Origin of the sequence: Streptomyces celluloflavus, assembly GCA_000720995.1 — a bacterium.
Classification (GTDB): domain Bacteria; phylum Actinomycetota; class Actinomycetes; order Streptomycetales; family Streptomycetaceae; genus Streptomyces; species Streptomyces celluloflavus.
The window spans coordinates 114,757-139,969 of record JOEL01000020.1; the positions used below are offsets into that span (position 1 = coordinate 114,757).

17 protein-coding genes are annotated in these 25,213 nt (G+C 73.5%); 14 read left to right on the forward strand and 3 right to left on the reverse strand.

Annotated features, from left to right (window positions below; all coding sequences use genetic code 11):
- The first annotated feature begins 876 nt into the window (after positions 1-876).
- The 9 genes from IH09_RS39170 (at position 877) to IH09_RS20115 (ending at position 15,021) form a co-directional block, all read left to right on the forward strand.
- A complete protein-coding gene (locus IH09_RS39170; protein ID WP_052858255.1) occupies positions 877-2,610 on the forward strand; it encodes a hypothetical protein in 1,734 nt (577 codons plus the stop codon).
- Between the two features lie 52 nt (positions 2,611-2,662).
- On the forward strand, positions 2,663-6,082 hold the full coding sequence (locus IH09_RS20080; RefSeq protein WP_052858259.1) for a right-handed parallel beta-helix repeat-containing protein: 3,420 nt from the start codon (positions 2,663-2,665) through the stop codon (positions 6,080-6,082).
- Positions 6,083-6,358: 276 nt separating this feature from the next.
- Positions 6,359-7,798 (forward strand): MFS transporter, encoded by a 1,440-nt coding sequence (locus IH09_RS20085; protein ID WP_052858261.1) that lies wholly within the window; start codon positions 6,359-6,361, stop codon positions 7,796-7,798.
- Between the two features lie 15 nt (positions 7,799-7,813).
- Positions 7,814-9,412 (forward strand): FGGY family carbohydrate kinase, encoded by a 1,599-nt coding sequence (locus tag IH09_RS20090; RefSeq protein ID WP_052858263.1) that lies wholly within the window; start codon positions 7,814-7,816, stop codon positions 9,410-9,412.
- Between the two features lie 114 nt (positions 9,413-9,526).
- Positions 9,527-11,230 carry an FAD-dependent oxidoreductase gene (locus IH09_RS20095; protein WP_052858265.1) on the forward strand — a complete coding sequence of 568 codons (1,704 nt, stop codon included), beginning with the start codon at positions 9,527-9,529 and terminating at the stop codon, positions 11,228-11,230.
- Positions 11,231-11,329: 99 nt separating this feature from the next.
- Positions 11,330-12,886, forward strand: coding sequence for an FAD-binding protein (locus IH09_RS20100; protein ID WP_052858267.1), 1,557 nt, complete (start codon positions 11,330-11,332; stop codon positions 12,884-12,886).
- Between the two features lie 27 nt (positions 12,887-12,913).
- A complete protein-coding gene (locus tag IH09_RS20105) occupies positions 12,914-13,564 on the forward strand; it encodes a glycerol-3-phosphate responsive antiterminator (protein WP_052858271.1) in 651 nt (216 codons plus the stop codon).
- Positions 13,565-13,567: 3 nt separating this feature from the next.
- The gene (locus IH09_RS20110; protein ID WP_052858273.1) at positions 13,568-13,870 is read left to right on the forward strand and encodes a putative quinol monooxygenase; all 303 of its coding nucleotides are present in this window, start codon (positions 13,568-13,570) and stop codon (positions 13,868-13,870) included.
- Positions 13,867-15,021: a zinc-binding dehydrogenase gene (locus IH09_RS20115; protein WP_052858275.1), complete on the forward strand. Its 1,155-nt coding sequence runs from the start codon at positions 13,867-13,869 to the stop codon at positions 15,019-15,021. Before IH09_RS20110 ends, IH09_RS20115 begins: the two co-directional genes overlap by 4 nt.
- Before the next feature lie 147 nt (positions 15,022-15,168).
- Here IH09_RS20115 and IH09_RS20120 read toward each other — a convergent pair whose 3' ends face one another.
- Positions 15,169-16,758, reverse strand: a complete 1,590-nt coding sequence (locus IH09_RS20120; protein WP_318279493.1) for a carboxylesterase/lipase family protein — start codon at positions 16,756-16,758, stop codon at positions 15,169-15,171.
- Entirely contained in the window at positions 16,755-16,976 is a 222-nt protein-coding gene (locus IH09_RS20125) for a hypothetical protein (protein WP_052858277.1), read from the reverse strand. The genes IH09_RS20120 and IH09_RS20125 overlap by 4 nt, the downstream gene beginning before the upstream one ends.
- A gap of 137 nt (positions 16,977-17,113) precedes the next feature.
- Between IH09_RS20125 and IH09_RS20130 the strand changes: the two genes are divergently transcribed.
- Complete coding sequence (locus IH09_RS20130) at positions 17,114-17,707, forward strand: TetR/AcrR family transcriptional regulator (protein WP_052858279.1); 594 nt, start codon at positions 17,114-17,116, stop codon at positions 17,705-17,707.
- Positions 17,708-17,816: 109 nt separating this feature from the next.
- Here the strand turns inward: IH09_RS20130 and IH09_RS20135 are convergent, their stop codons facing one another.
- The gene (locus IH09_RS20135; protein WP_052858398.1) at positions 17,817-18,353 is read right to left on the reverse strand and encodes a DUF4232 domain-containing protein; all 537 of its coding nucleotides are present in this window, start codon (positions 18,351-18,353) and stop codon (positions 17,817-17,819) included.
- A gap of 494 nt (positions 18,354-18,847) precedes the next feature.
- Between IH09_RS20135 and IH09_RS20140 the strand changes: the two genes are divergently transcribed.
- The 4 genes from IH09_RS20140 to IH09_RS20155 all read left to right on the forward strand — a co-directional run bounded on the left by IH09_RS20140 (position 18,848) and on the right by IH09_RS20155 (position 25,052).
- On the forward strand, positions 18,848-20,599 hold the full coding sequence (locus IH09_RS20140) for a purple acid phosphatase family protein (protein ID WP_110952439.1): 1,752 nt from the start codon (positions 18,848-18,850) through the stop codon (positions 20,597-20,599).
- A gap of 195 nt (positions 20,600-20,794) precedes the next feature.
- Positions 20,795-21,628, forward strand: a complete 834-nt coding sequence (locus tag IH09_RS20145; protein WP_052858402.1) for a M55 family metallopeptidase — start codon at positions 20,795-20,797, stop codon at positions 21,626-21,628.
- Complete coding sequence (locus IH09_RS20150; protein WP_052858282.1) at positions 21,621-22,955, forward strand: M20/M25/M40 family metallo-hydrolase; 1,335 nt, start codon at positions 21,621-21,623, stop codon at positions 22,953-22,955. Before IH09_RS20145 ends, IH09_RS20150 begins: the two co-directional genes overlap by 8 nt.
- Before the next feature lie 69 nt (positions 22,956-23,024).
- Positions 23,025-25,052, forward strand: a complete 2,028-nt coding sequence (locus IH09_RS20155) for a S9 family peptidase (RefSeq protein ID WP_052858285.1) — start codon at positions 23,025-23,027, stop codon at positions 25,050-25,052.
- Positions 25,053-25,213: the final 161 nt, after the last annotated feature.

Genomic DNA, 25,213 nt, shown 5'->3' on the forward strand with positions numbered 1-25,213 from the left:
CGGTGCGGACAAGCCGAGCCTGACGTTCCCGCTGAACACCATGAACATCTCCCGGGACTCGACCCAGGACAGCGACCGCCATGTCACCCGCACCCCCGCGACGCCGAGCGGTCAGGTGCGCCCGGCCCCTGTCCCGCACGGCAAGACCGAGAGCGAACCGGGCAAGGCGAAGCTCAAGGGCCCGCAGGTGCTGATGCGGCAGCCGGTGCGGTTCGAGGTCTCGGCGGTGGACGAGAAGGGTGCGTACGGCGCCCGGACCGTCGACGGCAATCTCTACTACTGGGTCGCCGAGGAAACCCCGCAGACGACGACGGAGCCCACGGAGACCGCGCAGTCGACGACGGCCGTCACGGAGACGACCCAGCCCACGACTCAGCCCACGACGCCGCCCGTGGAAACCCCGCACACGACGCCGGAGTCCACCCCGAGCCCACCGGCGACCGCCGTGCCCGTGGACCTCCCGACCCAGGCCCCGACTCCGGTTCCGACCCAGAGCCAGAACCAGACCCCGACCCAGAGCCAGAGCCAGAACCAGAGCCAGGCTCAGAACCAGAGCCAGACTCCGGCCCCGGTGGAGCTCTCCGAGCAGCCGGTCGATGTCGTCGAGCCGCCGGTCGTGGTGGAGAATCCGGCCCAGGTCACCATCGATATCTCCGAGCCGGAGTTGGTCGAGACCCCCGCCCCGGATGTCGTCGAGAACTCCGAAGCGACGACCTCGGACGCGGCTGCCGGCGCGCCGTCCGAACAGCCGGTCACCGGCCCGCCGGTACCGGCGAACAACGCCCAGGCGTGGTTCGCCGCCCTCAATCCCTCGCACGCCTCGCGCGGTCCCCAGCCGGGCGCGCACCAGCCCACCACGAGCGAAACGGACAGGCCATGAGCGACAAAGCAGCGAAAGCAGCCGAGGCCGCACCATCGAGCGGCGCGGCCGGGTCCGAGCAGCCGGCGCCCACCGCCGCCGCGCGGGCCGCCGCACTGCCGGACGGGCCCAAGCCGGCGGAGCGGGCGAAGCCGGCCGAGCCGGCGGAGGCGGCAACGCACGGTTCGACCGGTACGGTGCTGCGCCCCGGAGCCCCGCTGGTGCCCGTCGAAACCACGCCCGGGACGGACGGCGAGCCCACGGCCAAGGGCGATGACAAGGGCACGGCCGACGACAAGCGCCAAGGTGACGAGAAGCGCGCGGGCGCGGACCCGGCGGAGGCCGCGACGGCAGGCACGGGAGCGGTAGCCAAGACGGAAACGGGAACACGCGCGGAAACGGAAACGGGAACACGCGCGGAATCGGAATCCGAATCCGGCGGCGAAGCCGGAAAGAGCGCGCCCGCCACCCCCAAGACCGAAGCCACCCCCGAACCCGGCGCCCGGTCCGGAGCAGCACCGGCCACCGGAGCAGCACGGCCCACCGGAGCAGCACCCGCCGCCACCCCCGCCCGCCAGAGCCGTCTCCGGCGTGCCGTACACAAGACCCGTGCCGCGGCGGGCGCGGCGGGGGCGGCCGGTGTCGCGAGTGCCGGTGCGGTGGCGGGGGCCCGTGCCGAAGGGGACGCCGCGGGTGCGCAGTCGAAGGCCGGGAAGCTCTCCCCGCGGGTGCTCGCCGGCGCCGCGATCGCCGGTGTCGTCCTCGTCGCCGCCCCGTTCGGCATAGCCGAGTTGAGCAAGCGCGTCTCCGGCGATTCGCCCGCCCATCCCGGGGACCCCCTCCTGGCGGCCGAACAGAACGGCGGCGGGCCGGGGTTCGTCCCCGTACCCGGTGCGACCACGCCGGGGGAGGACGGGGGCGCCGCCCCGAACGGCAGCACCGCCGACCAGGGCGGCGGGCCGGCCGGCGGCTCCGACGGTCCCGGCGGTCCGGGAGGTCCGGGCGGTCCGGGGGGTCAGGTCGGGGCCGGAGCGGCGCAGCCCGACGGTGCGAAGGGGGCCCAGGCCGGCGACGGACCCGGTAGCACGCCGGCCGGCGACGCGGTACCGGCCGGTGGCGGCAAGGTCGCCGGGAAGCCCTTGACCCCGGACACCAAGGCGTCCCAGGGGACGGGTTCCGGCGGCTCCGGAGGGAAGGCCGCGCTGGGGCCGGTCAACCATGCCGTGGCCAAGACCTATACCGCGGTTGCCGGTCCGTGGTGCGGCCAGAACAACGGCCAGACGTACAAAGAGGTCGGCAAGTACTCGCAGGGCAAGGAGGGCTGGCTGACCGGCTCGGGCGGTGCGGCCGGCAACGGCTGCGACGGCCGGTTCCGCGCGCTGCCGATGTCGGGCGCGAAGACCCCCGACTCCAGTCTGTTCTCCTACTGGACCTTCAACACCGGCTTCTCCAGCGCCAGTTGCAAGGTGTCGCTGTTCATCCCCGACGACTCCTCCAAGCAGCGGGTCGGCGGCGAGCCCGCGTACTACTCGCTGCACAAGGGCCCCAAGTGGAACGGCGACCACCTGGCCGGCTTCCATATCGACCAACCGGCAAACCGGGGCAAGTGGGTCAACGCCCCGACCATCAACGTGCCGGGCGGCACGTTCACGCTCCGGCTGACCAACGCGGGCCTTGACTGGTCCGGCAACAAGAAGACATACGCTCATGTAGCCGCCGCCCAGGTCAAGGCCCAGTGCACGGCGCAGTGAACGCGTTCGGACCCGCGGCAGCACGGCTGCGGGCAGGGGAGGAGAGACCGTAATGACACGCCAGGTTTTGGCCGTCGACCCGAACAGCCCCGGCTGCTACGCCACCATCGCGGAGGCGGTCGGTGCCGCCCAAGGAGGCGCGCTGATCACGGTGGCACCCGGGCGCTACGCCGAAACCCTGGTGCTCACCGCCGTGGTGACGGTCATCGCGGCCGAGGGGCAGGGCAGCGTCGAGCTCGCCCCGCGCTCGGGCACCGCGGTCACCGCGGCGGCGGAGGCCGTCAAGCTCACCGGACTGGTCATCCGCGGCCAGGACGGTGAGCGGCCCGCCGTCGACGTCCCCGACGGCCAGCTGGAACTGGACGGCTGCGAGATCAGCGCCCGTTCCTGGGCCACCGTCCTCGCCCGGGAGTCCGGCGCGCTCGCCATGCGGGACTGCCGGGTCACCAACCCGGGCGGCGCCGGCATCGTGGTCACCAGCGAGGCCGAGTCCGTCATCGAGGGCTGCACGCTGGAGGATCTGGCGGACTCCGCGCTGGTGATCGGCGAGCGCGGCAATCCGCTGATCCGCCGCTGCACCGTACGCGACGCGGGCGGCAACGGGCTCTTCGCCAGCGGCCAGGCGCGCGGCACCGTCGAGGACTGCGAGTTCCAGGGCACCGGCAAGCCCGGTATCGCGCTGGAGGAGGAGAGCGCCACCCGCGTCCTGCGCAGCCGGGTGCGGGACGCCAAGACCATCGGCATCCACATAGCCAGCCGCAACCGGGTGCTCGTGGAGGACTGCACGGTGCAGGACTCCGTCGGGCACGGTCTGACGCTGACCGGCGACGCCGACCCGGTCGTCCGCCGGCTGCGGGTCACCGCCCCGGGGGAGCACGGCATCCGGATCGACGGCAAGGTCCGCGGCCGGTTCGAGGAGTGCGAGGTCGAGGACGCCGGGCAGGCCGCGCTGTGGATCGGCGGCACCGCCGCCCCGGTCCTCACCGGAACCCGGCTGCGCGGCGGCCCGGTCACCGGTGCGCAGCTGACCGAGGACTGCGTCGCCGAACTCGACCTGCTGCGGGTCAACGGGGCGGGCGGCAGCGCCGTCACCGTCGACGAGAGCGCGAACCCGCTGCTGCGCCGGGCCACCCTCGCCGGGTGCGAGGGCCACGGCATCGAGGTGCGCGACGAGGCCCGCGGGCGGTACGAGGACGTGGAGATCAGCGAGGTGCGCAAGTCCGGGGTGCAGGTGACCGACTCCGCGCGCCCGCACCTGAGCGCCGTCGTGGTCCGCGACAGCGGCATCAACGGCCTCGCGGTCGCCAAGAACGCCGCCGCCAAGTTCCGCGAATGCGATGTGTTCCGGGCCGGCGGGGACGGCCTCTCGGTGACCGCCGGGGCGAGCGTGACCGCCACCCGCTCCCGCTTCCACGGCTGCGGGCGCAGCGGCGTCATGGTCGCGGCCGGCGGCACCGGCACGCTCACCGGCTGCGAGGTCTTCGAGAACACCGGCGACGGAGTGCTGCTGCACACTGCCGAGCGCCTCGTGCTCAAGGACTGCGCCGCCTTCGACAACGGCCGTTCGGGGCTGCGCCGCACGGTCGTCAGCGCGCAGACCGTACTGGAGAACCTGGTCAGCCGGTCCAACGCCGCCGAGGACGTGCACGGCCTGCCGGCCGGGGAGGCGGCCGGGAGCGACGCGGCGGCGGACGGCGCGGCGCCGCCCGCCGGCCCCGGTGCGGACCCGGACGCCCCCGGGGCGCCCGCCGAGGACCCCGCGCGCCCGGCGGCCGCCGACAGCAAGGACGCCCCGCGCAGGAACAAGAAACTGACGCCGCTGGAAGAGCTGGAGTCCCTGGTCGGACTGGAGGCCGTCAAGCGCGATGTGACCACGCTGGTGAACCTCAGCCAGATGGCCCGCCGGCGTACCGAGATGGGCATGTCCGTGGCGCCGATCAGCCGCCACCTGGTCTTCGCGGGCCCGCCCGGCACCGGCAAGACCACCATCGCCCGGCTGTACGGCAGCATCCTCGCCGAGCTGGAGGTGCTGCGCTACGGGCATATCGTCGAAGTGGCCCGGCAGGACCTGGTCGCCCAGGTCATCGGTGGCACCGCGATCAAGACCACCGAGGCGTTCAACAAGGCGCTCGGCGGGGTGCTCTTCATCGACGAGGCGTACACCCTCACCGCGCAGTCGGACAGCGGCGGCGGACCGGACTTCGGCCAGGAGGCCGTGGACACGCTGGTGAAGCTGATGGAGGACCACCGTGACGACGCGGTGGTCATCGTCGCCGGCTACTCCGTCGAGATGCGCCGCTTCCTGGCCTCCAACCCCGGTCTCGCCTCGCGTTTCAGCCGGACGATCGAGTTCCCCAACTACTCGGTGGACGAGCTGGTGACGATCGTGGAGCGGGTCTGCCGGCGCCACGAGTACGAGCTGGGCCCCGGTACCGCCGAGGCGCTGAACCGCTACTTCGAGAAGATCCCGCGCGATGAGACGTTCGGCAACGCCCGCACCGCGCGCCGTACCTTCGAGGAGATGGTCGAGCGCCAGGCGTTCCGCCTCGCCGCCCAGCCCGACGCGGCGCCCGCCGAACTCGTCCGGCTGCAGCCGGAGGACCTCGCCGCACCCCCCGCCACCGGTATCGGCTCCGACACCACCGGCGGCGACCAGGAGAGCCTCGACGCGCTGCTCGCCGAACTCGACGCGATGGTGGGTCTGCCGGAGGCCAAGCGCACCGTCGCCGACCTGGTGCATCTGCTCGCCAACGCGCGGCGCCGGGCGGCGGCCGGGCTGCCCACCCCGGCCCTGAGCCAGCACATCGTCTTCACCGGGCCGCCCGGTACCGGCAAGACCACCGTGGCCCGCCTCTACGGCCGGCTGCTGGCGGCCCTCGGCGCGCTGCCCAGGGGCCAGGTGGTCGAGGTCGCCCGCGCGGACCTGGTCGGCCGCTACGTAGGGCACACCGCGCAGATGACGGCCGACGCGTTCGACCGGGCGCGCGGCGGGGTGCTCTTCATCGACGAGGCGTACACGCTCACCCCCGTCGGCCGCGGCGGTTCGGACTTCGGGCAGGAGGCCGTGGACACGCTGGTGAAGCTGATGGAGGACCACCGCGACGACGTGGTGGTGATCGCGGCCGGTTACGCCGAGGAGATGGACGGCTTCCTGGCCTCCAACCCCGGCCTCTCCTCGCGCTTCGCGCACCGCGTCGAGTTCACCGACTACTCGGCCGACGACCTCGTCGTCATCGTCGAACAGCAGGCCCTGTCCGGCGGTTACGTCTGCGGACCCGAGCTGGCCGGGCTGCTGCGCGCGCACTTCGCGGCCGTACCGCGCGACCGCTCCTTCGGCAACGCCCGCTATGCGCGCAAGGTCTTCGAATCGATGGTCACCCGCCAGGCGGGCCGGCTGAGCCACTCGGCCGCCCCGACCCTGGACGAGCTGCGCCAGCTGCTGCCGGCGGACTTCACGCCCGCGGCGCACTGACGGCGGGGGACGCGGCGGGACGGCCCAGGCGGCGGAGAGGGCGGCCGGGGCGGGCGGCGGAGCACGCCGCCCGCCCCGGCCGTCACGTCCCGGCAACGTTCCCGAAACCCTTGACGCCGTAGAAGTTTCCTTCTTAACCTTCGGGGGCAATTCCGTCCGCGGCTCTTCGTCCGCGGCATTTAGGCAGGCACAGACGCAGACCACCTGTCGGTGGCCTCGCCGTGCCTGCTTTTTCTTCGTCGTGCCATCGACCGGTCTTCCCCCGAAGGCGGATTCATGGCACAACGTCCGAGCGTCAACGGCGTCGCCGATGTCGTTGCGCTCATCGATGGGCTCACCAAGATCACCGGTCGGGCGCGAGTCATCTGGTACCTGGTGTTCGGCGGTCTCTTCCTCGACGCCTACTCGAACGCGGCACTGAGCGCGGGGCTGTCCCCCATGACCGCCCAGATGTCCCTGAGCAGCACCCAGATATCGGTGCTGACCGCCACCGCACCGGCGCTGGCGATCGTCTTCAACCCGGTCGGCGGCTGGCTCGCGACGCGGTTCGGCCGCGTCCCCCCGCTCCTGCTGGCCAAGGTCTTCGCGCTGGCCGGCGCGCTGCTCGCCGCGTTCGCCGGCGACTTCACCACCGTCTGGCTGGGCCGGGTGCTGGTCGGCGTCGCGTACGGCATCGACTTCGCCGTGGCGATGGCCCTGCTGGCCGAGTACACACCCGCCTCGCTGCGCGGCCGGCTCAACCTGTGGCAGGCCGTCTGGTACATCGCCGCCACCAGCAATCTCGCGCTGGCCCTGGTGTTCTTCCACTTCGACGTCGGCGCGGACATCTGGCGCTGGTCGGTGGGGTCGGCCGGGGTGGTCGCGGCGGCCCTGCTGGCCTCGCAGTCCCTGCTGCTGGTGGAGAGCCCGGCATGGCTGGCGACCAAGGGGCGGCTGTCCGACGCGGCCGACAGCCTGCACCGGATCTTCGGCATCGAGGCGGTGGCCGGTACGGCCGCGGCGGTGGACGCGGAGCACCGCGCCCCCGAGATCGGCATGCGGCAGGCCGGGATCCTCTTCCGGGGTGCCTACCTGCGGCGTACCGCGCTCTCCTCGGTGATCTCGCTGGGCCAGTCGATGCAGTACTTCGCGGTCGGCTGGTACCTGCCGGTGATCAGCCTGGCGATCTTCGGCGAGAGCTTCGAGAAGGCCACCGTCGGCTCGATGGTGTTCAACGCCTTCGGCATCGTCGGCGGCTTCGGCTCCGCCTACCTCGGGCGCCGCCTCGGACTGCGGATCAGCTCGGCCGCCGGCTTCGCCGGAGTGTTCGTGGTGCTCGTCGCGATGGGGCTGACGTTCGGCCGGGTCCCGACCGCGGTCGGCTTCGTACTGCCCGCGCTGTTCATCCTCTGCCACTCGGCCGGGCCCGGCGCCAACGGCAAGTCCATCGCGGCGCTCTCCTACCGCAGCGACGTCCGGGCCCTGGGCACCGGCGTCACCGGCATGGTGGGCAGCTTCGGCAGCGTCGCCGGGCTCTACCTCTTCCCGCAGATCAAGGACGCCATCGGGCTGGACCACACGTTCCTGGTCCTGTCGGCCGTGCCGCTGCTCGGGCTGCTGACCTGCCTGCTGATCAAGTGGGACCCGACGCGGACCACGGAATCGCCGGACGAACCGGCGCGGCGGACGGCCGACGGCGGCCCGTCCCAGGCCCCCGTCGCCGCCGGCACCCGCTGAACCGAAAGGGCTGCAATGACGCAGACATTCCCCGGCCCGGAGCACACCACCGGGCCGCACCTCGCCCCACCCCACGGCGGTGGCCGCCGGCTCGGCGTACTGGCCGTGGACGAGGGCACGACGGGCACCAGGGCCGGTGTCGTCCTGGACTCCGGCGCCGCCGGACCGGTCCGCTACCGGCCGATCAAGGTGGCCCGCCCCGACGCGCACTCCGTCGAACAGGACCCGATGGAGATCTGGACCGCCACCCTGGAGGTGTGCCGCCAGGCGCTCGCCGCGGCGCGCGCGGAGGGCATCGAGATCCGGGCGCTCGCGCTCTCCACCCAGCGGGCGACGGCCATGCTCTGGGACCGGGTCACCGGCCGCCCCCTGCTGCCCGCCGTGGTCTGGCAGGACCGCCGCTACGCACAGGAGCTGCTCGCCTTCGAGGCCGCCTGGAACCAGGTCCTCATCGGCCGTACCGGCCGCCCGGTCGGCTCGCGCGCCCCGTTCTACTGGGCCGCCCGGCAGCTCGCGGAACACCCCGCGGTACGGGACGCCCACCGGGCGGGCCGGCTCGTCTTCGGCACCGTCGACACCTGGCTGATCTGGCAGCTGACCGGCGGCGCCGTGCACGCCACGACGGCCACCAACGCCTGCTCCACCGGCGGATACCTCCTGGAGCGGCACGCCTGGGACGAGGAGTGGATCGCGCACCAGGGCTTCCCGCCCGAGCTGCTGCCCCGGCTGTGCGCCGACGACGCCGGGTTCGGCACCACCGACCCCGCCGTCCTGGGCGTCCGGGTGCCGATCGCCGCCTCCATGGGCGACCAGCACGCGGCACTGATCGCGCTCGGCGGTCTCGCCGCCGGGCACGGTATGTGCGTGTACGGGACCGGCGCGTTCGTGGACGTCGCGACCGGCCACCGCCCCGCCCTGCCCCGGCCCGGGATCTCCGGGGTGCTCGCCCAGCCCGGCTGGCGGCAGGGCACGACCACGCAGTACAGCCTGGAGGCGTACAGCTCCACCACCGGCTCCGCGCTGCGCTGGCTCTGCGACGACCTCGGCTTCTTCACCTCCCCGCAGGAGATCGGCGAGCTGGCCGGCCGGGCGGAGGGCGCGCCGGCGAGCGGCGCCTGGTTCATCCCGGCGCTGGTCGGGGTCCGTACGCCCGACTGGCACCCGGAGGCCGCGGCCGCGCTCGGCGGCCTCACCCTCGCCACCGGCCGCGCGGACGTCGCCCGAGCGGTCTTCGACGGCATCGCGCACTCGGTGTGCGACCTCATCGACGGGGTGGCCGGCACGATGGGCGCGCCCTTCCGGCAACTGCGGGTCGGCGGCGGGGTGTCCGGCAGCGATCCGCTCATGCGCATCCAGGCCGACCTCACCGGCCTCCCCCTGGAGCGGGTCACCGACTCCGCCACCGCCAGTCTGCGGGGCACCGCGTATCTGGCGGGCGTGCACGAGGGCCTGTGGTCCTCGCTCACGGAGGTCGTCGAGGCACAGCCCCGGGGAGAGATCTTCGAACCGGCCACCGGACCGGACGAACGGGCCGAACGCCGGGCGTGGTGGCGGGAGTTGATGGCCCGGCATCTGCACCCGCCCGGCCGCGGAGCGGCCCCGGACGGCCCCTGACACCGGACCGCCCGGACCACCCCGGCTCACCGGCGCCCCGCCCTGCCGGCGCCACCCCCACTCACCGCACCACCCGATCCACCAGCACCACCCGAACCACCAGGAGTTGATCTCGTGATCACCATGCCCGCCCGCAAACCGCGGCGCGCCGCCGCGGCCGCCGCCCGCGGCAAGCCCCTGCTCCTCGACCGCGACCGGATCAAGCGCCGGCTGGCGGACGAGGTCTTCGACGTGCTCGTCATCGGCGGCGGCATCACCGGCGCGTACGCCCTCCTGGACGCCGCCTCCCGGGGACTGCGCGCCGCGCTGGTGGAGAAGGACGACTTCGCCTCCGGCACCTCGTCGAAGTCCTCCAAGATGGTGCACGGCGGGCTGCGGTACATCGAACAGGGCAACGTCAACCTCGTCCGGCACTCACTGCTGGAGCGCCACCGCTTCCGCAAGAACGCCCCGCACCTCGTCCAGCGGCTGCCGTTCCTCTTCCCCATCCTGGAGAAGGAAGGGGTCTTCGACCCCCGGCTCGCCAAGGGCTTCGAGGGCCTGCTGTGGACCTACGACCTGGTCGGCGGCTGGCGCATCGGCAAGCTCCACCAGCGGCTGACCGTCCCCGAAGTCCTCGGGCACGCCCCGACGCTCCGCGCCGAGCACCTCACGGGCGGGCTGCTCTACTTCGACAGCCGCGCCGACGACGCCCGGCTGACCCTCACCATCATCCGTACCGCGGCGGCGCTGGGCGCCACGGTGCTCAACGGCGCCACGGTGAACCGGCTGATCACCCGCAACGGCCGGGTCGGCGGCGCCGAGGCGGGCGCCGACGGCGAGACCCTCACCATCCGCGCCAACGCCGTGGTCAACGCCACCGGCGTATGGAGCGACAGCGTCGACTCGATGGCCGACGACGGGCACCGGCCGCAGGTGCGCCCGGCCAAGGGCGTCCATATCGTGGTGCCCTGGCACAAGATCCGCAACGACTGCACCATCACCGTCCCGATCCCCGGCCGGGCCCGCCGGGCCACCTGCACCCGCTGGGGCGACACCGTGGTGCTCGGCACCACCGACAACGACTACCAGGGCTCCTCCGACGATGTGCACTGCACCCGCGAGGAGATGGAGTTCCTGCTGGAGGGCGCCAACACCGCCTTCGACACCCAGCTCGGCCCGGACGACGTGGTCGGCAGCATCGGCGGGCTGCGGCCGCTGGTCGGGGGCAAGGAGGGCGCCACCCTCGACATGCGCCGCGACCACCACATCACCATCGGCGCCGGCGGCATGGTCACCGTGACCGGCGGCAAACTCACCACCAGCCGCCACATGGGCGAGCTGGTCATCGACAAGGTCCTCACCGTCCTCGGCCGCAAGGGGCAGGTCCGCAGCCGCACCGCCCACCTGCCGCTGCTGGGCGGCGCGGGCTACGACGCCGAGGCGGTCGCCGCGACCGGCGGACTCGCCGCGCACTTCGGCGAGCGCTACGGCACCGAGGCGCGCTTCGTGCACGACCTGATCAGCGAGGACCCGACCCTCGCCGACCCGGTCGTGGCCGGTCTGCCCTACACCCGCGCCGAGGTCGTCTACGCGGCCCGCTGCGAACTCGCCCGCTCGGTCGACGACGTCCTCTCCCGCCGCACCCGCGCCCGGCTCTTCGCCCGGGACGCCTCGGCTGCCGCGGCGCCGGCCGTCGGCGCGCTGCTCGGCCGGGAACTGGGCCTGACCGACGCCCAGGTCGAACAGCAGGTCAACGCCTACCTCGCCGACGTACGTCACGAGCGGACGGTCCTCTTCGAGGGCGCCGCCGCGGTCACCGGGCCCGGGACGGCCTGAGCGGCCGGCTCCCGCGCGGACCCACTCACGTACCCCACGTACCCCACGCGCCCCCGCCGCTCCGCACCGAGCGGCCCGCACCACCCAAGGAGCAGCACCGTGATCAGCCGACAGACCATCACCCACCCCTTCAACCGCGGCGACTACACCGTCGGCGCCCCCACACCCCCGCGCTGGGCCCGCACCACGCCCATCGGCGACGGCGGCGCCGCCCTCCAGAGCGCGGACCCCGTGCCCGTCCCCGACGCGGTGCTGGCCGCGCTGCGCGACGCCGCGCACGCCGTCCACGTCGAGCGCGCCGAGGTCGTCGCCCGCACCCGCGACTGGTGGGCCGGCTCGATGATCGGCGAGACCGACGGCCACCCGGCGACCCCGGACGCCGTCGTCGTCGAGGCCACCGACGCCGACCAGGTCGCCGCCGTCCTGCGGATCTGCCACGCGGCCGGCATCCCGGTCACCCCCTCGGCGGGCCGCAGCAACGTCACCGGCGCGGCGCTGCCCGTCTTCGGCGGCGTCGTCCTGGACCTGTGCGGCCTGAACCGGATCACGTCCTTCGACGCGGCGTCGAACGTCGTGGACGTCCAGGCGGGCATGTTCGGCGACCTCTTCGAGCAGGAACTCCAGGAGACGTACGGCGTGACCACCGGCCACTGGCCGTCCGCGTTCGCCGTCTCCACCGTCGGCGGCTGGATCGCCTGCCGCGGCGCCGGCCAGCTCTCCACCCGTTACGGCAAGATCGAGGACATGGTCGTCGGCATCGACGTCGTGCACGCCGACGGCACCCGCGCCACCTACGGCGACTACTCCCGCGCCGCCACCGGCCCCGACCTGCGCCAGCTGTTCATCGGCTCGGAAGGCACGCTGGGCGTCATCACCGGCGCCCGGCTGCGCGTCCACCCGCTCCCCGGCTACGCCAAGGCCCTCGCCTTCGGCTTCGCCACCTTCGCCGAGGGCCTCGAAGCCTGCCGCCGCATCCTCCAGCGCGGCGCCACCCCCGCCGTACTGCGGCTCTACGACGCCCTGGAGAGCAAGGTCCACTTCGACCTGCCGGACACCAACCTGCTGCTCATCGCCGACGAGGGCGACCCCGCGCTGGTGGACGCGGGCCTGGCGGTCAGCGCCGAGATCTGCGCCGAATACGGTCCCGAACTCGACAGCGACGCCGTCTTCGCGCGCTGGCTGAACGAACGGATGCTGGTCGGCAAGTCCTCCGACGGCTTCACCCCGGGCCCCGGCTTCGTCGCCGACACCCTGGAGATGGCCGCCTCCTGGGCCGAACTGCCCGGCATCTACACGGAGGTGACCGCCGCCATCCAGTCCGTACCCGGCACCCTGGCCGCCTCCGCCCACCAGTCCCACGCCTACACCGACGGCGCCTGCGTCTACTTCTCGCTGCGCGGCGATGTCGAGCCCGGCCGGCGCCGCGAGTGGTACCGCGCCGTCTGGGACGCCGCCAACGAGGTCCTGCTGCGCCACGGCGCGGCGATCAGCCACCACCACGGCTGCGGTCTGCTGCGCGGCCCCTACCTGCCCGAAGCCCTCGGCGCCGGGTTCGCCGCCTTCGCCGCCGTCAAGGAGGCCCTCGATCCGGCCGGCATTCTCAACCCGGGCAAACTGGGCCTGCCCAGCCGTTTCGGCACCGCACCGCTGGCCTGAGCCGGCGCCCTCCACCACAGGCAGGCCATGAATCCTCGACCCCGGCCCGGCGTCGCCCTCGACCGCCGGCTCTCCACCGCCTTCTCCCAGGTCCCCGTCATCGCATCGGTCGTCGGGGCGCAACTGGTACGGCAGTTCGCCGAGGCCCCCGCGTCGGTGGGCATCGTCGCCTCACTGCCGGTGGGGCAGCTGCCGCAGATCGTGCCCGCCCTCGGCCGGGCGGGCAAGACGGTCTTCGTCAACGTCGACAGCAGCCCCGGCCTGGCACAGGACCGCGGCGCACTGGAGTTCCTCAAGCACATGGGCGCCGCCGGGGTGGTCAGCACCCGGCTCAACCTCATCGAGAAGGCCCGGCCGCTGGGCCTGCTGTCCATGATGAAGGTGTTCGTCACCGACCGGTCCAACCTGCGGCGCAGCACGGACGCGGTGGCCCGGGGACTGCCCGACCTGGTGGAGGTCATGCCCGCGCCGATCGTGGCGCATATGAGCCCGCAGGCGCAGCGGGCCATGACGCCCTTCGTGGCGGCCGGTTTCGTCGAGACGGCCGCGGACGTGGCCAAGGCGCTCGCCCTCGGCGCGGTCGCCGCGGCCACCTCCGACCCCCGCCTGTGGGAGCTGCGCCGCGATCAGCTCCCGGCGGTGCCCGCCGCCCCCGCCCGCCCCACCTCCTTGGAGTAGGACATGAGTTATGTCGTCATCGCCCGATACCGCACCCTGCCCGGACGTGAGGAGGAGGTGCTGACCCTGCTCGACGCCATGTCCCGGGCCTCCCGCCAGGAGCCCGGCTGCCGCCGGTACCGCGTCCACCAGGGCACCGAGGACCCGCGCGCCATCGTGCTGTACGAGGAGTACGGCGCCGAGGCCGACTTCACCGCGCACTGCGCCTCGGCCCACTTCCAGGACCTCGTCATCGGCCGGATCGTGCCCCTCCTGGAACAGCGCGACGTCCTGCGCTGCACCCCGCGCGCGGAGGCGGCCGCATGAAGATCGCGGCAGCCGTCCTGCGCGAGGTCACCGGGCGCCGCCCCTACCGGGACAGCCGGCCCGTGGAGATCGAGGAGCTGACGCTGGGCGCGCCCCGGGAGGGCGAGGTACTGGTCCGGGTGGCCGCGGCCAGCCTCTGCCACTCGGACCTCTCCGTCGTCAACGGCGACCGGGTCCGCCCGCTGCCGATGGCGCTGGGCCACGAGGCGGTCGGTGTGGTGGCGGAGACCGGTCCCGGCGTACGGCGCGTCGCCCCCGGCGACCATGTCGCGCTGGTCTTCGTGCCCAGCTGCGGACAGTGCCGCCGCTGCGGCGAGGGCCGTCCCGCACTGTGCGGTGCGGCCGCGGCGGCCAACGGTTCCGGCGGTCTGCTGCACGGACCCCCGCTGCTGCGGGACGCCGCCGGCCGGACCGTCCACCACCAGCTGGGGGTCTCCGCGTTCGCCGAATACGCCGTCGTCGCCCAGGAGTCGGTGGTCCCGATCCCGTCCGACGTACCGTTCGCCGTGGCCTCGATGTTCGGCTGCGCGGTCCTCACCGGCGCGGGCGCGGTGATCAACACGGCGGCGCTGCGCCCCGGTCAGTCCGCGGTCGTGTACGGGCTCGGCGGCGTCGGCCTCTCCGCGGTGCTGGGCGCTCGGGCGGCCGGTGCCTACCCCGTCATCGCCGTCGACCCGGTGCCGGCCAAACGCGATCTGGCCCGGCGGCTCGGCGCCCACCACGCGCTCGCCCCCGACGGCGCCGTCGAGGCGATCCGTCAGCTCACGGACGGCGGCGCCGAACTGGCCGTCGAGGCGGTCGGCAGCCCGGCCGTGACGGGGGAGTGCCTCCGGGCGGTCGACCGGGGCGGCCGGGTCGTCTCGGTGGGCCTGCCGGCCCCGGGCCGGACCCTGGAGGTGCCCGCGCTGGCCTTCGCCGGCGAGGGGAAGTCGCTGATCGGCTCGTACATGGGCGACGCGGTCCCGCGCCGGGACATCCCGCGCTATCTGGACCTCTGGCGGGCCGGGGCGATGCCGGTGGAGGAACTGCACACCGGCACGCTCCCGCTCACCGGACTCAATGAGGCGCTGGAGGAACTGGCGAGCGGGGCGGCGATCCGGCAGGTGATCGACACCTCCGGGCTGCTGGCCCCCGGGACCCCGGCGGCGTAGGGCGGACCGCACCGGTCCCGGCGGCGGGGTGCGGCGGCGCCCGGAACGGGCCGTGGACCGGTGAAGGGCAGGCCGGGCGCTGTTGTCGCACGGTGGAAAGACCTGTGCGGAGTCCGCACAGGTCTTTCCGCGCCGCCGCGCCGGGGGTCAGAACCAGAGTCCGCAGTGGTGGGCGGCGTCCAGGTCGACGGTCCGTACGGAGTCCGCGCCGAAGGTGAGGGCGGTGGCGTGGGCGCCGAAGCGTGGCCAGGCCGGGGCGCCGGGGCCGTTGGGGTCGCCGGTCCGCGCGAACCGGGCCCAGTAGCCGACGAGTTGTCCGGCCAGGGCCCGCTGTTCGGTGGTGAGCGCGGGGCCGTCGGGGAAGTCGAAGAGATAGCCGAGTTCGGAGCCGTGCGCGGTCGCGGGCCGGACGGTGCCGGGCAGCGGCCGGCCGCTGGTGGTGGGGGCGGTGGGGTCCGCGAAGACGTAGGTGTAGGTGGGAGAAATACGGGCGTGCAGGCGGCCGGACTCCCCGGTGGGGCAGATCCAGTCGCGGTCGCTGAACACCCGGCCGAGCGCCGCGATCGGGGACGGGAAGTCCCCCGCCGGATAGCGCCGCTCGACCCGCGGTGCGGCGGCGCCGAACGCGGTCCGGAGTGCGGCGGAGTACTCGGCGGCGGTGCGGCCGCCGGGGTAGGCGGCCAGGGCGAACTCGACGTGTTCGTCGCGGGTATTGCCCTGGAGGAGGGGGACGTCCGCCTCCTTTCCGGCGGCGAACACCGCGGCGGGTTCGGCCGGCAGCAGGCCGGTGCCGTAGGCGACCATCGGGAACTGCGCGGTGTACGGCAGGAGCCGGTCCGCGGGCACCTTGCGCAGACAGGCGACGCCGGTACAGGAGAGCCGCTCGGCGAGGGCCCGGCCGGTGCCCTGCACCGTACCGATCGGCTGCCAGCTGGAGACCGCGCCGACACCTGGGCCCAGCGCACCGGCCGGATGGCCGGTCAGACAGGATCCGCTCTGGACGATGGCCCGCCGGAACAGGCCCCGCGCGGCCGGTGACGTCATGAGGGAGCAGGTGCTCATCGCCCCGGCGGACTCCCCGGCCAGGGTGACGGCGCCGGGGTCGCCGCCGAACCGGGCGATGTTGGCCCGCACCCAGCGCAGCGCGGCCAACTGGTCCTGGAGCCCGAAGTTGCTGCTCCGTCCGAGGTCGGGATGGGCGAAGAAACCGAACACCCCCACCCGGTAGTTGACCGTGACGACGACCAGCTCTCCCGCCCGAACCAGCCGGGCCGGGTCGTGGATCGAGCCCGCACCGGTGAGGAATCCGCCGCCGGGCACCCACACCAGGACCGGCCGGTTCGCGCCCGGTCCGGCCGGGGCCGTGATGTCGAGGGTGAGGCAGTCCTCGCTCCGCGGGGTGCCGCGCGGCAGCTCGGGCGATGCGGGCTGTTCGCACACCGGCCCCGATCGCGTCGTGTCCCGGGTGCCGGTCCACGCGGCGGCGGGCTGCGGTGGCCGCCAGCGCCGGTCGCCGACCGGTGGGGCGGCGAACGGGATGCCCCGGAACCGCCGTAACCCGTCCTGCCCCGACGCGGTCCGCACCACCGGGGCGGCCCCTTCGCCGCCGGCCGCTGCGGCCGGTGCGGCAGGTCCGGCCTGTGTGGCCGGTGTGCCGCACGCCGTCAGCAGCAGCACCCCCGCCGCCGCGGCGAGCATCCGCAGCCTGGTGCGGAACCCCGGCGCCCCGGCGGTCACTTGCGCCGCCCGAGCGCCTTGGCGCGGCCGTGGGCCCAGCCGGCCAGGAGGACGCCCGCCGTGGTGGCGGCCAGATAGACGGTCAGGCGGCCCGCGAAACCGCCGGGGAGCGCGCCGAGCAGTCCGGTGTTGTCGTGGTCGATCAGCAGCCGGATCGCCCCCTGGCCGCCGAGGACGGTGAGGACCGCGCCGATGATCTGGAACACGTCGAACTTCATGATGACCTTTCGGGGTGCGGAAAACGGTGTGCGCGCAGGCCGGTGCGGACACCGGCGCGCTTTAGCAATGCAAGTGCACTGTAATAAACTGGTGGCGATGACGCAATGCAGACGCATTGCATTAACTGGAGGGGCGCATGCCGAAGGTCGTGGACCACGAGGACCGCAGGAGACGGCTGGCCGAAGCCGTATGGACGCTGACGGTCCGGGACGGCCTCGAAGGCGTCACCCTGCGCAAGGTCGCAGCGGAGGCCGGGGTCTCCATGGGGCAGGTGCAGCACTACTACGGCACGATGGAGGAGCTGATCCGCGACGCCGTCGCCCGCGCCGTACGCGCGCTCAACGCCAGGATCGAGGCGTCCGTCCACGCGGCCGGCGAGGCGAGCGCCGAGACGATCCTGCGGGCCTGCCTCCATGCGATGCTCGCCCGCGACGAAGACGGCCTGCGCCTCCTCCAGCTGTCCGTCGCCGTGCTCGGACGGGCCGTCTCGGACCCGGCCATGGCGGGCGTCCTCGCCCCGAACGACGGTGAACTCGTCTCGTTCACCGCCGGTCTCATCACCGCCGCCCGGCACGAGCGCGGCACCACGTCCCGGGGCGACGACCGGATCGACGCGGACATCTGCTGGACCCTCGCCACGGGCCTCGGCGTGGACGTCGCCCTCGGGCAGCGCTCACCCGAGGCGGCCATGGAGGCGCTGGACTACCACCTCGACACCGTGCTGGGCTGAGCGGGCGGCGGCGGACGCCGCGAGCCGTCGCGGCACGCCGGACACCCCGGTCTCCAGGGGGGAAGGGAGACCGGGGTGGGTTCGGCGCCGGCTGTGCGCGGGGGACGGGTTACCAGAAGAGGGCGTCGGCCGCGGTGGTCTGCCAGTAGGTGACCGTGGCCGAGTCGTCGACCCAGGTGCCCTTGGGGACGGCGGGGGAGACCATGGGCCCGACCGAGCCGGCGAGGTCGCGGCCCTGGAAGCCCAGGGACAGTTTCGTGCCCCACTGGCCGTGGCCGCCGTCGCCCGAGGTGCGGACGCCGGCATAGGCGGACTGCCCCGGCTCCAGGGTGACCACGGCCTGCGGGATGCTGTCGCGGAGGATCGGCAGGGCGGCCTGCGGGTCGTTGAAGCCCATCAGCGGGGCGCCGTACGCATAGCAGGGCACCTTGCCGGTGTTGGTGGCCTTGATCAGCAGGTGATTGATGGGACGGCTCACCTGGGAGACCTCGACCTTGGTGTTGGCGCCGGTGCAGGTAACGGGCGAGGCGGCCTTCACCGTGGCCGGCGCGGCGGTGGCGGCTCCGGTCGTCAGGCCCGTGAGGGCGAGGGCGCCGACGAGGGCGGTCGCGGCGGCGGTGGCGATACGGGTGCGGCGGATGTTCATGTGTGTGCTTCTCCCCGGGGTGTGTCCGTGGTGGATGCGGAAAGCGACGATGGCGTATACGGTGCGGCGCCCGCGGCGGCGGACGGCGTGCCCGCGGCCGGTACGCCGCGGGGACCGGACCGGTGCGCAGACGACGGCGACGGCGACTGCCGCGCGGCCGGAGCGGCGGCGGCCGGTGGTGAACTCAGCTTGCGGGGCGGCGGATTCCACCGCCAGACGTATCCGGGCATGCGGGACGCCGGAACGCCCGCGCACCCTGTGACCTGGGGAAACGGGAAGCCCCTGGAACACTCCTCTGGAACGCGGGCGGCCCTGCGCCGCCCCGCTCCGCTGCCCTGGGGCCGGGTGTCCGGGCGCGGCGGGAGCATCCACCGACGCCGGTAAGTGGCCGATAGATGGCGACCGGTGGGCATGTTCCGGTCGGTCTCACGCACAGTGATCTTTTGCCGGTCGAACCTCTTGTCGAGTCCGACGGGTTCCCTTAGCGTCCGGGCATGTTCGAGACGTCAGCGCACGGTGAACGACCCGACGGAGCCGCCCCGTCGGCGCGGCCGAGTGAGAATTCCGGCAGCGGCCCGGCCCGCCCGGTCCCCGCCGAGCAGCACGAGCGGCCCACGGAACCCGCCTCCGGTCGGGAGGGGCACACCACTCCACCGGATGGGACCGCGTCCCGGCACTCCGGGCACTCCCGCCGCGGCATCCTCCGCATCGGCGCGTCGGGCGGCGCCGCATGGGCCGCCGGTACGGTCCTGCTGCCGGGCGGCGCGGCGGCCGCGGTCGCGGAACCGCGCACCGCCCCGGCCGCGGCCGCCGGCCCGGCCGTCCCCTCCGCCGTCCGTACCGCCGGGTCCGCGCTGCGCCCCTTCGGACGGCACATCAACTTCGGGGCCGACCCCGCCCGGCAGATGGTCGTCTCCTGGCAGGTGCCCGCCGCCGTGGCCGACCCGTTCATCCGGATCGGCCTGAACCCCGGCGACCTGGGCAACCGCGTCCGCGCCGAGGTCCGCCCGCTGGTCAGCAAGCTCGCCTGGCAACACCCGGTGGAGGACCAGCCGTTGGTCAAACCGAAGAAGGTCACCCAGTACCACCTGCACGCGGCTCTGGACCACCTCGTACCGGACACGACGTACTACTACGTCGTCGGCCACCGGGGCTACGACCCGGTCGCCCAGGGCGCCCGCCTCGGCGAGGTGGCCAGCTTCCGCACCGCCCCCGCACCGGGGCACGGCGGCGCCTTCACCTTCACCGCCTTCGGCGACCAGGGCATCGGCTACAACGCCGCCGCCACGAGCAACCTGATAGCCGGTCTCGATCCCGCCTTCCATCTGCACATGGGCGACCTCTGCTACGCCAACACCGAGGGCGGCGGCACCCGCTCCGACAAGTACGACGCCCGCGTCTGGGACTCCTTCTTCGTCCAGAACGAGCCGGTCTCGTCCCGCACCCCGTGGATGATCTCGATGGGCAACCACGAGATGGAGGCGTGGTACGGGGAGGACGGCTACGGCGGGATGCGCGCGCGGTACGCCATGCCCGACAACGCCTGGGAGCGCTCCACCGGCATCTACTCCTGGCGCTACCAGAACGTCGGGCTGCTCAGCCTGGACGGCAATGACGTCTGCTTCAACACCCCCGCCAACCTGGACTACACCAGGGGGAAGCAGACACCGTGGCTGCGCCGCCGGCTGGCCGCCTTCCGCGCCGATCCCACCATCGACTTCATCGTCGTCTACTTCCACCAGTGCACCTACTCCACCTGCCACGACAACGGAGCCGAACTGGGCGCCCAGCAGGACTGGGCCCCGCTGTTCGACCGCTACCAGGTGGATCTGGTGCTCAACGGCCACAACCACGTCTACGAGCGGACCGACCCGATCCGCGGCGGCAAGGCCACCCGCAAACTCCCCTCCGGCGGCACCACCGACCCGGTGGCGGACGGCACCACCTACGTGGTGGCGGGCGGCGGCGGGGGCGGCCTCTACAAGTTCCCGGTGGGCGACACCTACCTGGGCCACGAGAAGCCGAACGACGAACCGGTCCCCATGGTGGTCTCCACCAGGGACGGCCACGAACAGACCGTCAAGGTCGAATGGTCCCGGGTCCGGTACACCGGCTACGGGCTGGTGACGGTCGACGTCACACCGGCCGCCGCGGGCCGCGCCGCGCAGCTGAAGGTCCGCTGCCTGATCGAGGACGGGTCCGCGGTGGACGAGTTCACGGTACGGCGCGGCCGCCGGGGACACTGACCGCACGGCAGCGGCCGACGGATGCGTACCGTCGGCCGCTGCCGCCGCCCGGCGGCGCGGCGGAAGTCCGCCCACCCGGCCCGGCGTACGGCCCCGAGTAGGGTGGGAACCCGTCCGGTCCTCGCAAAAAGATGCCAATTCATGATGTCCGGACCGGTGCGTACTGCCTCCCACCTGCGATAGGACTGACGCATGGTGAAGATCCTTATCTCCGCGGACATGGAGGGCGCCACCGGCGTGACCTGGCCCGCCGACGTGCTGCCCGGCACGCCCCAATGGGAGCGCTGCCGCCATATGTTCACCTCCGATGTCAATGCGGCGATTGCCGGATTCTTCGACGGCGGGGCCGATGAGGTCCTGGTCAACGAAGCGCACTGGACGATGCGCAACCTGCTGCTGGAGAAGCTCGACGAGCGCGCGCAGATGCTCACCGGACGGCACAAGTCGCTGAGCATGGTCGAGGGTGTGCAGCACGGCGATGTCGACGGCATCGCCTTCGTCGGCTACCACACCGCGGCCGGCACCGAGGGCGTCCTCGCGCACACCTATCTCGCCAACACCCTCACCGGTGTCTGGGTCGACGGCACCCGCGCCAGCGAGGGCTACCTCAACTCCCTGGTGGTCGCCGAATACGGCGTACCGGTCGTGCTGGTCACCGGCGACGACCGGACCTGCCAGGACGCGCTGGGATACGCCCCCCGGGCGCGCGGCGTGGCGGTCAAGGACTATGTGTCGCGCTACGCCGCGGTGTGCCGCCCGCCGGCCCGCACCGCGGCCGACATCCGGGCCGCGGCCCGGGAGGCGACACCGCTCGCGGTGCGCCACGAACCGGCCCGGCGCGGCCCGTTCCGCCTGGAGCTGGAGTTCGACGCGGAGCATCTGGTGGGCGCCGCGACCTGCGTACCGGGCGTGGAGCGCAGCGGAGAGCGCCGCGTCGCCTATACCAGTGACGACATGTACGAAGCCATCCGGTGCTTCAAGGCGGTCACCACCGTCGTCTCGTCCGCCGTGGAGGAACAATATGGCTGAGCATCCCGGTCCCGTCGACCAGCAGGCCCTCGACGAGGTCGTGCGGTTCACCTCCGAGCTGATCCGCATCGACACCACCAACGCCGGCGACGGCGAGTGCCGGGAGCGCCCGGCCGCCGAGTACGTCGCCGAGCGGCTGGCCGACGCCGGTCTGGAACCCACCCTGCTGGAGCGCACCAAGGGCCGTACGAACGTCGTCGCCCGGGTCGCCGGCACCGATCCGGCCGCCGACGCGCTGCTGGTCCACGGGCATCTGGACGTGGTGCCCGCCGAGCCCGCCGACTGGCAGGTACACCCCTTCTCCGGGGAGGTCCGCGACGGGGTGGTCTGGGGCCGCGGCGCCGTCGACATGAAGAACATGGACGCGATGGTGCTCGCCACCGTCCGCCAATGGGCCCGCACGGGCGTCCGGCCGCGCCGCGACATCGTGCTGGCCTTCACCGCCGACGAGGAGGCCAGCGCCGAGGACGGTTCCGGATTCCTCGCCGACCAGCACCCCGGCCTCTTCGAGGGCTGCACGGAAGGCATCAGCGAGTCCGGGGCGTTCACCTTCCACGCGGGCGACGGGAAGCGGCTGTACCCGATCGCGGCGGGGGAGCGGGGCACCGCCTGGCTGACCCTGACCGCCCACGGCCGGGCCGGACACGGCTCGAAGGTCAACCGCGAGAACGCCGTCAGCCGGCTGGCCGCCGCGGTGGCCCGGATCGGCGCGCACGAATGGCCGGTCCGGCTCACCCCCACCGTGCGGGCCGCGCTCGGCGAACTCGCCGCGCTGTACGGCATCGACGTGGACGTGCACGCCGACGGCTTCGACGTCGACCGCCTGCTGGGCGAGCTCGGCCCGGCCGCCAAACTGGTCGAGCCGACCGTCCGCAACAGCGCCAACCCGACGATGCTGGCCGCCGGTTACAAGATCAACGTGATCCCGGGCAGCGCCGTCGGCCATGTGGACGGCCGGGTCGTCCCCGGCGGCGAGGCGGAGTTCCGCACGACCCTGGACCGGCTCACCGGACCCGATGTGACCTGGGACTACCAGCACCGGGAGGTCGCGCTCCAGGCGCCGGTCGACGCACCCCTCTACGCCGCGATGCGCGCCGCGATCGAGCAGTTCGACCCGGAGGGCCACGTCGTCCCGTACTGCATGTCCGGCGGCACGGACGCCAAGCAGTTCTCCCGGCTGGGCATCACCGGGTACGGCTTCTCCCCGCTCAAACTGCCCCCGGACTTCGACTACCAGGCGCTCTTCCACGGCGTGGACGAACGCGTACCGGTCGACGCCCTCCACTTCGGCGTCCGCGTCCTCGACCATTTCCTGCGACAGGCGTAGCGCGCCGCCGCCCACGACGATGTGGCCGCCGGGCCGTACGGCCCGGTCCGGCCCGGGAGGAAACCCAGCATGGTGACCACGGCCCCCTACGGAGCCTGGCCGTCCCCGATAGACGCCCGGACGGTCGCCGCCCACGACGGCCGCCCCGCCTTCCTCGGCCTGGTCGGCGACGACATCTGGTGGACCGAGCCCCGGCCCGCCGAGGGCGGCCGCCGCACCCTGGTCCGCAGACGGCCGGCCGGCACCGAGGAAGCGGAGCTGCCCGCGCCCTGGAACGTCCGCAGCCGGGTGCTCGAATACGGCGGCCGGCCCTGGACCGGCACGGTCACCGACCGCGGACCGCTGATCGTCTTCAGCAACTTCGCCGACCAGCGGCTGTACGCCTGGGAACCCGACAGCGGGGCCGCCCCGCGCCCGCTGACCCCGCTCTCCGCCGTCGGCGACGGGCTGCGCTGGGTGGACCCGGTGCTCCGCCCGGAGCGCGGTGAGGTGTGGTGCGTCCTGGAGGAGTTCACCGGCCCCGCGCCCACCGATGTGCGCCGCGTGATCGCCGCCGTGCCGCTCGACGGTGCCGCCGCCGAACACCGGGGCTCCGTAAGGGAGTTGAGCGACGACCGGCACCGCTTCGTCACCGGACCGCGGCTCTCCCCGGACGGCCGGCGGGCCGCCTGGATCGCCTGGGACCACCCCCGGATGCCCTGGGACGGCACCCTGGTGATGCTCGCCGAGATCACCGCCGAGGGGGAGTTCACCGGCTCCCGGCCGCTCGTCGGCGACCTCGGCCCCACCGTCCCGGACGCCACCGCGCGGGGCGAATCCGTCGCCCAGATCGAATGGGACGCCGACGGCTCGCTGCTCTATGTCTCCGACCCCGACGGCTGGTGGGAACTGCGCCGGGTGGACCCCGGCGCGGCGGCCGGCGGCCCGGCGGTGAGCCGGCGGCTGGGCCCGGCCCGGCAGGAGGAGTTCGGCGGCCCGCTGTGGAACGTCGGGCAGCGCTGGTTCCTGCCGCTGGAGAGCGGCACCGTCGCCACCCTCCACGGGCACGGCGCCAACGCCCTGGGCATCCTCGACCCGGTCACCGGCGAACTGGTCGATGGAGCGGGCCCGTGGACGGAGTGGGCGCCCGATCTCGCCGCGCACGGCAGCCGCGTCATCGGCATCGCCGCCGGACCGCACAGCTCCTACGAGATCGTGGAACTGGACACCTGCACCGGCCGCTCCCGGCCGATCGCCTCCCGCCACACCGATGCGCTGGACCCGGCGTACTACCCCCGGCCCCGGTCCCGTACGTTCACCGGCCCCGACGGCCGGGACGTGCACGCCCACATCTATCCGCCGCACCACCCCGACCACACCGGGCCCGACGGCGAACTGCCGCCCTTCGTGGTGTGGGCGCACGGCGGCCCGACCGGCCGCGCCCCGCTCGTACTCGACCTGGAGATCGCCTATTTCACCTCCCGCGGTATCGGCGTCGCCCAGGTCAACTACGGCGGTTCGACGGGCTACGGCCGGGAGTACCGCGAGCGGCTGCGCGGCCGGTGGGGCGTGGTGGACGTCGAGGACTGCGCGGCCGTCGCCCGGTCGCTCGCCGACGAGGGCACCGCCGACCGCGCCCGGCTGGCCATCCGCGGCGGCAGCGCGGGCGGCTGGACCACCGCCGCCTCCCTGACCACCACCGACCTCTACGCCTGCGGCACGATCAGCTATCCGGTCCTGGACCTGACCTCCTGGGCGACCGGCGAGACCCATGACTTCGAGTCGCGGTACCTGGAGTCGCTGGTCGGCCCGCTCGCCGAGGTGCCCGAGCGCTACCGCGAGCGCTCCCCGCTGCACCGCGCGGACCGGATCGCCGCGCCGTTCCTGCTGCTCCAGGGCCTGGACGATGTGATCTGCCCGCCCGCGCAGTGCGAGCGGTTCGTCGCCGAGGTCGCCGGACGCGGTGTGGCGCACGCCTATCTCACCTTCGCCGGCGAGGGGCACGGCTTCCGCCGCAAGGAGACCATCGTCCGCGCCATCGAGGCCGAACTCGCCCTCTACACCCAGACGTTCGGCATCGACCGTGACGACATCCCGGCCCTGGAGCTGCGCACCTGACGGTGGCTCGGCCGGCCCCGCCGCACGCCCGCGCGCACCCCGCCGGGCGTGCGGCGCTGAACTGATGTCCTGGCGCCGACGCGGGCCGCGGGCGTTGACTCGTCCGTCGCGGGTGGCGCAGCATGAGCGCGCCGTTACCGACTGTGTGGTACGACATTTCC